The sequence below is a fragment of the Micromonospora sp. BRA006-A genome, assembly GCF_033433935.1.
Classification (GTDB): Bacteria; Actinomycetota; Actinomycetes; order Mycobacteriales; family Micromonosporaceae; genus Micromonospora; species Micromonospora aurantiaca.
Map to the genome: position 1 here is coordinate 2,575,425 of NZ_JANCLW010000001.1, position 13,325 is coordinate 2,588,749.

Genomic DNA, 13,325 nt, shown 5'->3' on the forward strand with positions numbered 1-13,325 from the left:
GCCACCGGCTTCGGCCGGACCGGCCGGATGTTCGCCGCCGAGCACGCCGGTGTCGCCCCGGACGTGCTCTGCGTCGGCAAGGCGCTCACCGGCGGCTACCTGACACTCGCGGCGGCGCTGTGCACGCCCGAGGTGGCGAGGGCGATCTCCGCCGACGGGGTGCTGGCGCACGGGCCGACGTTCATGGGCAACCCGCTCGCCTGTGCCGTCGCCAACGCCTCCCTGGACCTGCTGCGGGCCGGGGACTGGGCGGGACGCGTGGCGGGTATCGCGGAGGGCCTGCGGGCCGGTCTGGAGCCGCTGCGGGGCGCGCCCGGCGTGGCCGACGTCCGCGTGCTCGGCGCGATCGGGGTGGTGCAGCTCGACCACGAGGTGGACCTGCCCCGGGCGACAGCCGCCGCGGTGGCCGAGGGGGTGTGGCTGCGCCCGTTCCGGGATCTCGTCTACACGATGCCGCCGTACGTCTGCGACGCCGTGGACGTGGCGCGGATCGCGGCCGGAGTGGCCGCGGCGGTCAAGGCCGGCTGAGCCCGGCCGGTTACGACAGGGCGCGACGGAAGGCCCGTCGCCGGACACGCCAGGCGGCCCGTGGCCGCGGGGAGAGGGAGAGACGCGATGGAGAAGACGTTCGGCGCCCGCCTGCACCGGGCCGTGGCGGAACGAGGGCCGCTCTGCGTGGGCATCGACCCGCACCCCGGGTTGCTGACCGCCTGGGGCCTGTCCGACGACGTGGCGGGCCTGGAGCGGTTCTGCCGCACCGTGGTGGAGGCGATCGGCGACCGGGTCGCCGTGGTCAAGCCGCAGTCGGCGTTCTTCGAGCGCTTCGGCGCCCGGGGTGTCGGCGTGCTTGAGTCAACTATCCGACAGTTGCGAGATTTGGGAGCGCTCACTCTGCTTGACGTGAAGCGCGGCGACATCGGCTCGACGGTCGCCGCGTACGCGTCGGCCTATCTCGATCCATCCAGCCCTCTGTATGTCGACGCGGTCACCGCGAGCCCCTACCTGGGAGTAGGTTCGCTCGCCCCGATGTTCTCCACCGCCGCCGAGCACGGCGGCGGGGTCTTCGTCCTGGCGCTCACCTCCAACCCGGAGGGTGCCTCCGTGCAGCGCGCCGTGGGTGCCGACGGGCGCACCGTCGCGCAGACCGTGATCGACGAGATTTCCCAGCTCAACAGGGGTGCGGAACCACTCGGCAGCTTCGGTCTCGTGGTCGGGGCGACGATCGGTGAGACCGGTCACGATCTGGACTCGGTGAACGGTCCGCTGCTCGCGCCGGGGCTGGGCGCGCAGGGCGGAACGCCCGCCGGGTTGCGTACCGTGTTCGGCGCCGCGCTGCCGTCGGTGCTTCCCTCGTACTCCCGGGAGGTGCTCGGCGCGGGCCCCGACCCGGCCGACCTGCGGGCCGCCACCGAGCGGGTGCTGGCCGACTGCCGGGCCGCCCTGGGCACGGCGGACTGACTGACGGCTCGGTCACTTTGGGTTGATCATCGCGCGTCCACGTTGCCGAAATCTCCGTTGACCGCTAGTTTTCCCCGCGCTGGGAACCACGGACCCCTTTGGTTGCCAGCGACACCACGTTTCACAGATGCGGTGGGGCGCTCAGCCCGCCGTACTAGGGACCTGAGGAGAACTGGTGCCGCTCCCGTCACTGACCCCCGAGCAGCGCGCTGCCGCGCTGGAGAAGGCCGCGGAGATCCGCAAGGCCCGCGCTGAGCTGAAGGAGCAGCTCAAGCAGGGCAAGACCACCCTCGCCACCGTCCTCGAGCGGGCCGAGTCCGACGACGTCGTGGGCAAGCTGAAGGTTTCGGCCGTGCTCCAGGCGATGCCGGGCATCGGCAAGATCCGGGCCACCCAGATCATGGAGAAGCTCAAGATCGCGGACAGCCGTCGCCTGCGCGGCCTCGGCGAGCAGCAGCGCAAGGCTCTGCTCGGAGAGTTCGCCGCCAACTGAACGGCCCGCCGTGTAGAAACAAGCGGTGAGCACGGATGACGAGGCGCGCTCGGCGGCTCGGCTCACTGTCCTGTCCGGTCCCTCCGGGGCCGGCCGGAGCAGTGTCGTCGAGGCGGTCCGGGCGCGCCTTGCGTCTGTCTGGGTGCCGGTGGTCGCCACCACCCGCCCACCCCGTCCGGACGAGCGCGACGGCGTGGACCGCGTCTTCCTCGACGCGCCCGGCTTCGACCGGCTGATCGCCGCCGGGGAGCTGCTGGAGTGGTGCCGGATCGGGCCGTACCGCCGGGGGGTGCCCCGGACCGGGGTGCGGACGCGGCTCGCCGAGGGCCGGCCGGTGCTGCTGCCGCTGGACCTGGGCGGCGCCCTGGCGGTCCGGGCGGCGGCGCCCGGCGCCCGGCTGGTGCTGCTCGCGCCGCCGGCGTACCGGGCGGACCCGGACGTCGCGGCCGTCTTCGCCCACGCCGTGGCACACGACCACACCGAGCGCGCCGCGGCGGAGCTGGTAGGATTGCTCGGTTCGTCCTTCCTGGCTCCGGCCCGACCGCCCGCGGGCGGCGCACGAGACGCAGAGGTTTAATTCGTGGGATCCATCGCCACCAACCCCGAGGGCATCACCAACCCGCCGATCGACGAGCTGCTCGAGAAGACCACCTCGAAGTACGCGCTGGTCATCTTCGCCGCCAAGCGCGCCCGGCAGGTGAACGCCTACTACAGCCAGCTCGGTGAGGGCCTCCTGGAGTACGTCGGCCCGCTGGTGGAGACCACCCCGCAGGAGAAGCCGCTCTCCATCGCCATGCGCGAGATCAACGCGGGCCTGCTCACCGCCGAGCCGACCGACCAGCCGTAACCGCGCCCGCGCCGATGCCCGCCGAGATCGTCCTCGGGGTCGGCGGCGGCATCGCCGCCTACAAGGCGTGTGAGCTGCTCCGGCTCTTCACCGAGTCGGGTCACCGGGTCCGGGTGGTGCCGACCGCCTCGGCGCTCCGCTTCGTCGGGGCGCCGACCTGGGCGGCCCTGTCCGGCCGGCCGGTCTCCGACGACGTTTGGTCCGACGTGCACGAGGTGCCGCACGTGCGGCTCGGGCAGCACGCCGACCTGGTCGTGGTCGCGCCGGCCACCGCCGACCTGCTCGCCAAGGCCGCCCACGGTCTCGCCGACGACCTGCTCACCAACACGCTGCTGACCGCGCGCTGCCCGGTGCTGCTGGCCCCGGCCATGCACACCGAGATGTGGGAGCACCCGGCGACCGTGGCGAACGTGGCCACGCTGCGCTCGCGCGGCGTCCGCGTGATCGAGCCGGCAGTGGGCCGGCTCACCGGGCGGGACACCGGCAAGGGCCGGCTGCCCGACCCGGCGGAGATCTTCGCGGTGGCCCGCCGGGCCCTGGCCCGCGGCGTCGAGGCCGAGGCCGACCTGGCCGGCCGGCACCTGGTGGTCACCGCCGGCGGCACCCGGGAGCCGCTGGACCCGGTCCGGTTCCTGGGCAACCGGTCGTCCGGCAAGCAGGGGTACGCGTTCGCCCGCGCCGCCGTGGCCCGGGGCGCCCGGGTCACGCTCGTCGCGGCGAACGTGGCGCTGCCCGACCCGGCCGGGGTGGACCTGGTCCGGGTGGGCACCACCGAGGAACTGCGCGCCGCCACGCTCGCGGCGGCGGCCGACGCGGACGCCGTGGTGATGGCCGCCGCGCCTGCCGACTTCCGGCCCGCCAGCTACGCCAGCGGGAAGATCAAGAAGTCCGACGACGGCGTCGCGCCGACCATCGAGCTGGTCACCAACCCGGACATCGCCGCCGAGCTGGGGCGGCGTCGCCGTCCCGGCCAGGTGCTGGTGATCTTCGCGGCCGAGACGGACGACGCGGAGCCCAACGGCCGGGCCAAACTGGCCCGCAAGGGGGCCGACATGATCGTGGTCAACGAGGTCGGCGTGGACAAGGTCTTCGGCGCCGACACCAACGCGGCCACCGTGATCGGCGCCGACGGTGCCGTGCACCGGCTGCCCGAGCAGCCCAAGGAGGCCCTGGCCGACGCCGTCTGGGACCTCGTCTGTCCGCGGCTGCCGTCACGTTCCTGACGGTTGGTCGACCCGCGTTCATCGGGTCACGGCGGAACGACGGTGACTAAACTGCCGCCGAGCGACCTTTAAAAGTCTTCACATGCTTAGGAGTGCCGTGACACGTCTCTTCACGTCCGAATCGGTCACGGAGGGCCACCCGGACAAGATCGCCGACCAGATCAGTGACGGCATTCTCGACGCCCTGCTCGCCCAGGACCCGCACAGCCGGGTCGCGGTGGAGACGTTGATCACCACCGGTCAGGTGCACGTGGCCGGCGAGGTGACCACCAAGGCGTACGCCGACATCCCGACCATCGTCCGCGAGACCATCCTCGGCATCGGCTACGACTCGTCGAAGAAGGGCTTCGACGGCGCGTCCTGCGGCGTCAGCGTGTCCATCGGCGCACAGTCGCCGGACATCGCCCAGGGCGTCGACAACGCCTTCGAGCTGCGTACCGGCGGGTCGGAGAGCGCGCTGGACGCGCAGGGCGCCGGTGACCAGGGCATGATGTTCGGCTTCGCCTGCTCCGAGACGCCCGAGCTGATGCCGCTGCCGATCGCGCTGGCGCACCGGCTGGCCCGCCGGCTCGCCGCGGTCCGCAAGGACGGCACGATCCCGTACCTGCGGCCGGACGGCAAGACCCAGGTCACCATCGAGTACGACGGGCTGCGCCCGGTCCGGCTCGACACCGTCGTCGTGTCCAGCCAGCACGCGGCGGACATCTCGCTGGAGTCGCTGCTGACCCCGGACATCCGCGACCACGTCATCGCCCCGGAGCTGGAGGGCCTCGGCCTGCAGACCGAGGGCTACCGGCTGCTGGTCAACCCGACCGGGCGGTTCGAGATCGGCGGCCCGATGGGTGACGCCGGCCTGACCGGCCGGAAGATCATCGTCGACACGTACGGCGGGTACGCCCGGCACGGCGGCGGCGCGTTCTCCGGCAAGGACCCGTCGAAGGTCGACCGGTCGGCCGCGTACGCGATGCGCTGGGTCGCCAAGAACGTCGTGGCCGCCGGGCTGGCCGAGCGGTGCGAGGCGCAGGTGGCGTACGCGATCGGCAAGGCACACCCGGTGAGCCTGTTCATCGAGACGTTCGGCACCGAGACCGTGCCCGTCGCCTCGATCGAGAAGGCCGTGGCCGAGGTGTTCGACCTGCGTCCGGCCGCCATCATCAGGGATCTGCACCTGTTGCGCCCGATCTACCAGCAGACCGCCGCGTACGGCCACTTCGGCCGGGAGCTGCCGGAGCTGACCTGGGAGGGCACCGACCGGGCCGCCGACCTCAAGTCGGCCGCGGGAGCCTGACCACCACCACGCGCCGCGACCGGCGACCCGCACCGGGGTCGCCGGTCGCGCGCGTCTGCGTGGACGTGCCGCTGCCGCACCTCGACCGCCCGTTCGACTACCTGGTGCCGGAGGGGCTCGACGCCGACGCCCGGCCCGGGGTGCGGGTGAAGGTGCGCTTCGCCGGGCAGCTCGTCGACGGCTGGCTGCTGGAGCGCGCCGAGTCGTCCGAGCACCCGAAGCTCGCGTACCTGGAGAAGGTCGTCTCCCCGGTGCCGGTGCTGTCCCCGGAGGTGGCGCGGCTGGCCCGCGCGGTCGCCGACCGGTACGCGGGCAGCCTCGCCGACGTGCTCCGGCTGGCGGTGCCGCCCCGGCACGCCCGCGCCGAGAAGGCCGTCACCGCGGCCGCGCCCGACGGCAGCCCCACCGACGGCACCGAACCCACCGGCAGCCCCGCCGACGGCACCGCGCCCGACGGCGGACCGGCCGAGGACGCCGACGCGGGCGCCCGGCCGGGTGGCCGGGCGGAGGTGGATCCGCGCGGCTGGCGGGACTACCCGGCCGGGCCGGCCCTGCTGCGCGCGCTCACCGACGGCCGGCCCGCCCGCGCGGTCTGGTCGGCGCTGCCCGGGGAGGACTGGGCCGACAGGTACGCCGACGCGGTCGCCGCCACGGTGGCCGGCGGCCGTGGGGCGGTGGTCGTGGTGGCCGACGCCCGCGACCTGGACCGCCTCGACGCCGCCCTGACCGCGGTGCTCGGCGCGGGGCGGCACGTCCGGCTCGCCGCCGCCGACGGTCCGGCCCGCCGCTACCGGGCCTTCCTCACCGCCCGGGCGGGCGAGGTGGACGTGGTGATCGGCACCCGGGCGGCGATGTTCGCCCCGGTGCGGCGGCTCGGCCTGGTGGCGATCTGGGACGACGGCGACGACCTGCACGCCGAACCGCGCGCGCCCTACCCGCACGCCCGCGACGTGCTGCTCACCAGGGCGCAGATCGGCGACATCGCCGCACTGGTCGGCGGGTACGCGCGTACCGCCGAGGCGCAGTTGCTGGTGGAGACCGGCTGGGCGCGCGAGGTGGTGGCCGACCGGGCGGTGGTGCGCGCGCGTACCCCGGCCCTGGCCCCCACCGGCGACGACCCGCAACTGGCCCGCGACCCCGGCGCGGCCTCGGCGCGGCTGCCGAGCCTGGCCTGGACCACCGCCCGGGACGCGCTGCGTGCGGACCTGCCGGTGCTGGTGCAGGTGCCGCGCCGCGGTTACGTGCCGTCGGTGGCCTGCGCCGACTGCCGCGCCCCGGCCCGCTGCCCGCACTGCGCGGGGCCGCTCGCGCTGCCGTCGGCGCAGGGCACGCCCGCCTGCCGCTGGTGCGGCCGGGTGGCCGCCGCGTACGCCTGCCCGGAGTGCGGCGGGCGGCGGCTGCGCGCCTCGGTGACCGGTGCCCGGCGGACCGCCGAGGAACTGGGCCGGGCGTTCCCGGGCGTGCCGGTGCGGACCTCGGGGCGGGAGGAGGTGCTGGCAAGCGTGCCGGGCGGAGCCGGGCTGGTGATCGCCACCCCGGGCGCGGAGCCGGTCGCCGAGGGCGGATACGGCGCGGTGCTGCTGCTGGACTCGTGGGCGCTGCTGACCCGGGCCGACCTGCGGGCCGGCGAGGAGGCGCTGCGGCGGTGGATGGCGGCCGCCGCGCTGGCCCGGCCCGGTACGGCAGGTGGCCGGGTGGTGGTGGTCGCGGACGGCGCGCTGGCCCCGGTGCAGGCGCTGCTGCGCTGGGACTCCGCCTGGTTCGCGGCCCGGGAACTGGCCGAGCGGCGCGAGCTGGGATTCCCCCCGGCGGTCCGGATGGCGAGCGTCACCGGCGCGGCCGAGGCGGTGGCCGACCTGCTCGCCGGTGCCCGGCTGCCGGGCGACGCCGAGGTGCTCGGCCCGGTGCCGGCCGACGAGGGCCGTGAGCGGATGCTGGTCCGCGTGCCCCGGTCCCGGGCCGCCGCGATGGCCGAGGCGCTGCACGCCGCCGCCGGGCAGCGCAGCGCCCGCAAGGCCGCCGACCCGGTACGGCTCCAGGTCGATCCGCTCACGCTGTTCTGATCGGACGCGTCCGCGTGACAGTGCGCACGCGGACCCTCGCGCACGGTCGTGACCTGGGGTTTGCCGCACACCTGGTCCGGCAATCGAGTAGCGGGCGGTGATAGCATCGCCCGTCATGCCCAGCCGCGCGGTTTTCCCGCGCGGGACGCGGCGCGGCGGGTGCCAGAGCACGTCGGGCCGACACGGATTCGATGTCGTCAGTCAGCCGGTGAGCAGGGGTGGACCAGTCGTGACCGTTCGTCAGTCGATCGTCTTCAACGGTGACCTCGGCAGTGGCAAGAGCACCGTCTCGGTCGAGATCGCCAAGCGGCTCGGGCTGCGCCGGGTCAGCGTCGGCGACCTGTACCGCCAGATGGCCCAGGAGCGGCAGATGACCGCCCTCCAGCTCAACCTGCACGCCGAGCTGGACCAGGCCGTCGACGGCTACGTCGACCAGCTTCAGCGCGACATCGCCGCCTCGGGTGAGTCCCTGGTCATGGACTCCCGCCTGGCCTGGCACTTCTTCACCGACGCGCTCAAGGTGCACATGATCACCGAGCCGACCGAGGCGGCCCGGCGCGTGCTCGCCCGCCCGTCCGGCCCGGCCGAGAGCTACACGTCGCTGGAGGAGGCGCGCGCCAAGCTGCGCGAGCGCAGCGAGAGCGAGCGCGGCCGGTTCATCGTCCGGTACGGCGTCGACAAGGCCCGCCTGCGCAACTACGACCTGGTCTGCGACACCACCCGGGCCAACCCGGAGCAGGTCATCGCGCACGTCATCGACGTCTACGAGGGCCGCCTCGGCGCGGACGTGCTGCGTGCCGGCCGCCCGCTGCTGCTGCTCGACCCGAACCGGGTGTACCCCACCGAGGACGTGTCGACGCTGCGCGGCCTCTGGGACGCCGACGCCGCCGCCGAGACGGCCGGCAGCGACGGCGAGCCGGAGCCGCTGAGCATCGGCTACACCGGCGAGTACTTCTTCGTCGTCGACGGGCACCGGCGGCTCAGCGCGGCGGTGCGCGCCGGCCTGCCGATGGTCGCGGCCCGCCTGGTCGCCGAGGTGGACGAGCCGGTGGTCGGCGGGATCAGCGCCGTCGACTTCTTCACCGCGCAGGCCCGCCCGGGGCTCATCCACGACTGGGAGGACGCGCACGGCATCACGCTGCCGCTGCCGGAGCACGCGCTGCTCGGCGGCGGCCCGGTGCTCGCCGGGGAGCCGGGCGCCGGCGCCTGACCGCCGCGGACACCGCCACCTCTCCGGCGAGGGTTCACCCGATCCGGCGGGCCGGAGCATGATGAAGGCCTCCGATGCCTGGGGAGGCGGAATCGTGGATCCGACGGACGCGCTCGCGCTGCTGATGTCCCCCGAGGGTCGTCTCGACCCCTATCCGACGTACGAGCGGCTGCGCGCGCACGGCCCGGTGGTCCAGGCCGGGCCGGTCTTCTACGTGGTCACCGGCTACGCGGAGGCGGACGCGATCCTGCGCGACTCGCGCTTCGGTGTGATGGACGACGCGCTGCGCGACCAGTTCATGCCGGGCTGGCGGGAGAGCCCGGCGGTGCTGTCGATCTCCCGGTCGATGCTGCGCACCAACCCGCCCGACCACAGCCGGATGCGGCGGCTGGCCGCCGGCGCGTTCACCCCGCGCCGGATCGCCGCCATGCGCGACGTGGTGCGGGCGCAGGCCGACGAGCTGGTCGACGCGATGCTCGCCGCCGACGGGCCGGTCGACTTCATGGCCGCGTTCGCGTACCCCCTGCCGGTCGGCGTGATCTGCGCGCTGCTCGGCGTGCCGGCGGCGGACCGGCCGCTGTTCCGGCGCTGGGCCACCGACCTGACCGGCGTGCTCGAACCGGAGATCACCGCCGACGAGCTGGCGGTGGCCGACCGGGGCGCGACCGAGCTGCGGGACTACTTCACCGAGCTGGTGGCGGCCCGCCGCCGGGCCCCGGCCGACGACCTCACCACCGCGCTGGTCCAGGCGCACGACGGCGGCGACCGGCTCTCCGGCGACGAGCTGCTGGCCAACCTCATCGTGCTGCTGGTGGCCGGCTTCGAGACGACCACCAACCTGCTCGGCAACGGCCTGGTGGCGCTGCTGGAGCATCCGCGCGCCGCGGCGGCGCTGCGCGACCGGCCCGACCTCGCCCCCGCCTACGTCGACGAGCTGCTGCGCTACGACTCGCCGGTGCAGCTCACCTCGCGGATGAGCACCGCGCCGTCCCGCTACGGCGACGTCGACCTGCCGCCCGAGAGCTGGGTCATCGTGCTGCTCGGCGCGGCCAACCGTGATCCCCGCCGCTATCCCGAGCCGGCCCGCTTCGACCCGTGGCGGGCGCAGATCGCGCCGCTGTCCTTCGGCGCCGGGCCGCACTACTGCCTCGGCGCGGCGCTGGCCCGGCTGGAGGCGCAGGTGGCGTTCCCGCTGCTGCTGCGCCGGGTGCCCGGGCTGGCGGTGGCGGGCCGGCCCGAGCGGCGGGTCCGGCTCACCCTGCGTGGTCACGCCACGCTGCCGGTGGCCGTGGGGCGGGAGGCGGCCCCGGTCACCGTTCCCGGTACGCGACCCGGGGCGGCCGGGCCGACTCCGTAGACTGGACGCGCATCGTTCGACCCAGACAAGGAGCCACGCCGAGTGACCGTCCAGCCCATCCGTCTGTTCGGCGATCCGGTGCTGCGCACGCCGGCCGACCCGGTCGTCGACTTCGACGCCGAGCTGCGCAAGCTGATCGCCGACCTGACCGACACGATGCGCGAGCAGAGCGGGGCCGGCCTGGCCGCGCCGCAGCTCGGGGTGGGCCTGCGGGTGTTCACCTTCGACGTCGACGACGTCCTCGGCCACCTGGTCAACCCGGTGCTGGAGTTCCCTGACGAGGAGGAACAGGACGGCCCGGAGGGCTGCCTGTCCATCCCCGGGCTCTACTTCGACACCAAGCGCCGGCAGAACGTGATCGCCAAGGGCTTCAACGGCTACGGCGACCCGTTGCAGATCGTCGGCACCGGCCTGATGGCCCGCTGCGTGCAGCACGAGACCGACCACCTCGACGGCGTCCTCTTCGTCGACCGGCTCGACGCGGCCGGTCGCAAGGAGGCCATGAAGGCGATCCGCCAGGCCGACTGGTACGACCAGGCCGCGCCGCCCACGGTCAAGCTCAGCCCGCACGCCGCCGGCAACCCGTTCGGCCTGGGGCGGTGACCCGGATGCGCCTGGTCTTCGCCGGCACGCCGGCCGTCGCCGTACCCGCCCTGGACGCGATCGCCGCCTCCGGGCACGAGCTGCTCGCCGTGGTCACCCGCCCCGACGCCCCGGCCGGGCGGGGCCGGGGACTGGTCCGCTCGCCCGTCGGCGCGTGGGCCGACGCGCACGGCGTCGAGGTGCTCACCCCGGCCCGTCCGCGCGAGCCGGAGTTCCTCGACCGGCTGCGCGAGCTGGCGCCGGACTGCGTACCGGTGGTCGCCTACGGCGCGCTCGTGCCGCCGGTGGCGCTGGAGATCCCCCGCCACGGCTGGATCAACCTGCACTTCTCGCTGCTGCCCGCCTGGCGCGGCGCCGCGCCGGTGCAGCACGCCGTGCTGCACGGCGACGAACTGACCGGGGCCAGCGTCTTCGAGCTGGAGGAGGGGCTGGACACCGGCCCTGTCTACGGCACCGTCACCGACGAGATCCGGCCCGCCGACACCTCCGGTGACCTCCTGGAACGGCTCGCGCACTCCGGCGCCGGGCTGCTTGTCGCCGTGCTCGACGCGATCGGCGCCGGCACCGCCCGGGCCGTGCCGCAGCCGGCCGACGGCGTCTCGCTCGCCCCGAAGCTGACGGTGGAGGACGCCCGGGTCCGCTGGGGCGACCCCGCGTTCGCGGTGGACCGGCGCATCCGCGCCTGCACGCCCGCGCCCGGCCCGTGGACCATGTTCCGCGACGACCGGGTCAAGCTCGGCCCGGTCACGCCGCTGCCCGACGGCCCGGAGCTGAAGCCGGGGGAGCTGCACGTGGAGAAGTCCGGTGTGCTCGTCGGCACCGCCACCACGCCGGTGCGCCTCGGCGAGGTGCGCGCCGCCGGCAAGAAGGCCATGCCCGCCGGCGACTGGGCGCGCGGCGCCCGGGTCACCGCCGGCGAGGTGTTCGCGTGACGGGGCCGCAGCGCCCGGACCGGCCCGTCGAGGGCGAGCGTCCCGGGGGGTACGCGCGTGAGCACGGCGACCGGCCCGGCGGCGAGCGCCGGGGCGACGACAGGTTCGGTGACCGTGAGCGCGGCGCCCGGCAGCGCTCCGACCGGCCCGCCGCGGACCGGCGTGCCGGCGACCGGTTCGGCGGTGACCGTGAGCGCGGCGACCGGCGTGGCGGGGACCGGTTCGGTGGGGACCGGCGGGGCGGGCGTCCGGCCCGTCCGGCAGTCGACCTGCCCCGGCAGATCGCGTACGAGGCGATCGCGGCGGTGCACCGCGACGACGCGTACGCCAACCTGGTGCTCCCGGCGATGCTGCGCGATGCCGGGCTGACCGGCCGGGACGCCGCGTTCGCCACCGAGCTGACCTACGGCACGCTGCGGCACACCGGCACGCTCGACGCGATCGTCACCGACGCGGCCGGGCGGGACGTGCAGCGCATCGACCCGCCGGTGCGCGACGCGCTGCGGCTCGGGGCGTACCAGATCCTGCACACCCGGGTGCCCGCGCACGCCGCGGTGTCCTCCACAGTGGACCTGGTCCGGTCGGTGGGGCCGGGCGCCACCGGGTTCGCCAACGCGGTGCTGCGGGAGATCACCAGCCGGGACGCCGACGCCTGGGTGGCGAAGCTCGCCCCGGCGCAGGAGACCGACCCGATCGGGCACCTCGCGCTGGCGTACAGCCATCCGCAGTGGATCGTGCGGTCGTTCGCCGAGGCGCTCGGCGGCGACATGGGCGAGACGACCCGGCTGCTCATCGAGGACAACGAGCGCCCGCCGGTGCACCTGTGCGCCCGGCCGGGCCTGGCCGATCCGGTGGCGCTGGCCGACGAGGTGGGCGGCGCGCCCGGTGCGTTCTCGCCGTACGCGGTCTATCTGCCCGGCGGCGCGCCGGGTGACCTGCCGGCGGTGGCCGACGGCCGCGCGCACGTGCAGGACGAGGGTTCCCAGCTGGTGGCGGACGCGCTGACGGCGGCGCCGCTGGACGGCCCGGACGGCCGCTGGCTGGACCTGTGCGCCGGTCCGGGCGGCAAGTCCGGCCTGCTCGGCGCGCTCGCCGCGATTCGTGGCGCGCGGCTCACGGCGGTCGAGGTGGCCGAGCACCGGGCGCGGCTGGTCGCACAGGCCACCCGTGGACTGCCGGTGACGGTGCTGCACACCGACGGGCGCAGCGTGGGCGGCGATCCGAAGCTGCCGGAGGAGCACTTCGACAGGGTGCTCGTGGACGCGCCGTGCACCGGGCTGGGCGCGCTGCGCCGCCGTCCGGAGTCGCGGTGGCGCCGCCAGCCGTCGGACCTGCCGCCGCTGACCCGGTTGCAGCGGGAACTGCTCACCGCCGGGCTGCGGGCGGCCCGGCCGGGTGGCCTGGTCGCGTACGTGACCTGCTCGCCGCACGTGGTGGAGACGCACGTGACGGTGACCGAGGCGGCCCGGCGGTGCGGTTTCGGCGTCGACTTCGTCGACGCGCGGCCGCTGCTGCCGGCCGGGATGCCGGGCCTGGGTGACGGTCCCACGGTGCAGCTGTGGCCGCACCGCCACGGCACCGACGCCATGTTCCTGGCGGTCCTCCGCCGGGTCTGATCGACCTTCCCCTCGCAGTCGATCAAGGAGTTCGTGTCCCCGGGGCCGCCGTGCCCGGACACGAACTCCTTGATCGTCGTGGGAGAAATGGGGAGGGATGGAGCGTGTGCGGCATCCCGGTGGGGGGAGGGGGCCGGTGGGATGTGACAGCCCGTTGACTGTTCGATCGATGCATGTAACTGTTTCGACCACCGGTCCCGGCACCCCCGCCCGCCGAACCCCCACGAGGAGTCTC

Annotated in this window: 13 protein-coding genes; all 13 read left to right on the forward strand. The window is 74.9% G+C overall.

Annotated features, from left to right (window positions below):
* The coding region (locus tag NMK34_RS12295; protein ID WP_318333485.1) for an aminotransferase class III-fold pyridoxal phosphate-dependent enzyme at positions 1-528 on the forward strand (528 nt) is incomplete at its 5' end.
* Positions 529-615: 87 nt separating this feature from the next.
* A complete protein-coding gene (pyrF, locus tag NMK34_RS12300) occupies positions 616-1,458 on the forward strand; it encodes an orotidine-5'-phosphate decarboxylase (protein WP_318333486.1) in 843 nt (280 codons plus the stop codon).
* Between the two features lie 175 nt (positions 1,459-1,633).
* Positions 1,634-1,951 carry an integration host factor, actinobacterial type gene (gene mihF, locus NMK34_RS12305; protein ID WP_013285515.1) on the forward strand — a complete coding sequence of 106 codons (318 nt, stop codon included), beginning with the start codon at positions 1,634-1,636 and terminating at the stop codon, positions 1,949-1,951.
* 25 nt (positions 1,952-1,976) lie between these two features.
* Positions 1,977-2,528, forward strand: coding sequence for a guanylate kinase (locus NMK34_RS12310; protein ID WP_318333487.1), 552 nt, complete (start codon positions 1,977-1,979; stop codon positions 2,526-2,528).
* Positions 2,529-2,531: 3 nt separating this feature from the next.
* Complete coding sequence (gene rpoZ / locus NMK34_RS12315; RefSeq protein ID WP_013285517.1) at positions 2,532-2,798, forward strand: DNA-directed RNA polymerase subunit omega; 267 nt, start codon at positions 2,532-2,534, stop codon at positions 2,796-2,798.
* A gap of 14 nt (positions 2,799-2,812) precedes the next feature.
* On the forward strand, positions 2,813-4,021 hold the full coding sequence (gene coaBC, locus NMK34_RS12320; protein WP_318333488.1) for a bifunctional phosphopantothenoylcysteine decarboxylase/phosphopantothenate--cysteine ligase CoaBC: 1,209 nt from the start codon (positions 2,813-2,815) through the stop codon (positions 4,019-4,021).
* 82 nt (positions 4,022-4,103) lie between these two features.
* Positions 4,104-5,309 carry a methionine adenosyltransferase gene (metK, locus tag NMK34_RS12325; protein WP_135239432.1) on the forward strand — a complete coding sequence of 402 codons (1,206 nt, stop codon included), beginning with the start codon at positions 4,104-4,106 and terminating at the stop codon, positions 5,307-5,309.
* A 59-nt stretch (positions 5,310-5,368) separates the two neighbouring features.
* Positions 5,369-7,372, forward strand: coding sequence for a primosomal protein N' (locus NMK34_RS12330; protein WP_318333489.1), 2,004 nt, complete (start codon positions 5,369-5,371; stop codon positions 7,370-7,372).
* Between the two features lie 229 nt (positions 7,373-7,601).
* Positions 7,602-8,582 (forward strand): AAA family ATPase, encoded by a 981-nt coding sequence (locus NMK34_RS12335; RefSeq protein ID WP_318333490.1) that lies wholly within the window; start codon positions 7,602-7,604, stop codon positions 8,580-8,582.
* A 94-nt stretch (positions 8,583-8,676) separates the two neighbouring features.
* Positions 8,677-9,939 (forward strand): cytochrome P450, encoded by a 1,263-nt coding sequence (locus NMK34_RS12340; protein WP_318333491.1) that lies wholly within the window; start codon positions 8,677-8,679, stop codon positions 9,937-9,939.
* A gap of 42 nt (positions 9,940-9,981) precedes the next feature.
* Positions 9,982-10,542 (forward strand): peptide deformylase, encoded by a 561-nt coding sequence (def, locus tag NMK34_RS12345; protein WP_318333492.1) that lies wholly within the window; start codon positions 9,982-9,984, stop codon positions 10,540-10,542.
* Positions 10,543-10,547: 5 nt separating this feature from the next.
* The gene (gene fmt / locus NMK34_RS12350) at positions 10,548-11,474 is read left to right on the forward strand and encodes a methionyl-tRNA formyltransferase (RefSeq protein WP_318336331.1); all 927 of its coding nucleotides are present in this window, start codon (positions 10,548-10,550) and stop codon (positions 11,472-11,474) included.
* Positions 11,471-13,090 (forward strand): RsmB/NOP family class I SAM-dependent RNA methyltransferase, encoded by a 1,620-nt coding sequence (locus tag NMK34_RS12355; protein WP_412098872.1) that lies wholly within the window; start codon positions 11,471-11,473, stop codon positions 13,088-13,090. The genes fmt and NMK34_RS12355 overlap by 4 nt, the downstream gene beginning before the upstream one ends.
* The last annotated feature ends 235 nt before the right edge of the window (positions 13,091-13,325 follow it).

What these genes read in the sequence shown, in the direction of transcription:
- pyrF (WP_318333486.1), top strand. Translation starts at nt 616, where the DNA reads ATGGAGAAGACGTTCGGCGCCCGCCTGCACCGGGCCGTGGCGGAACGA.
- coaBC (WP_318333488.1), top strand. Translation starts at nt 2,813, where the DNA reads ATGCCCGCCGAGATCGTCCTCGGGGTCGGCGGCGGCATCGCCGCCTAC.
- metK (WP_135239432.1), top strand. Translation starts at nt 4,104, where the DNA reads ATGCTTAGGAGTGCCGTGACACGTCTCTTCACGTCCGAATCGGTCACG.
- fmt (WP_318336331.1), top strand. Translation starts at nt 10,548, where the DNA reads ATGCGCCTGGTCTTCGCCGGCACGCCGGCCGTCGCCGTACCCGCCCTG.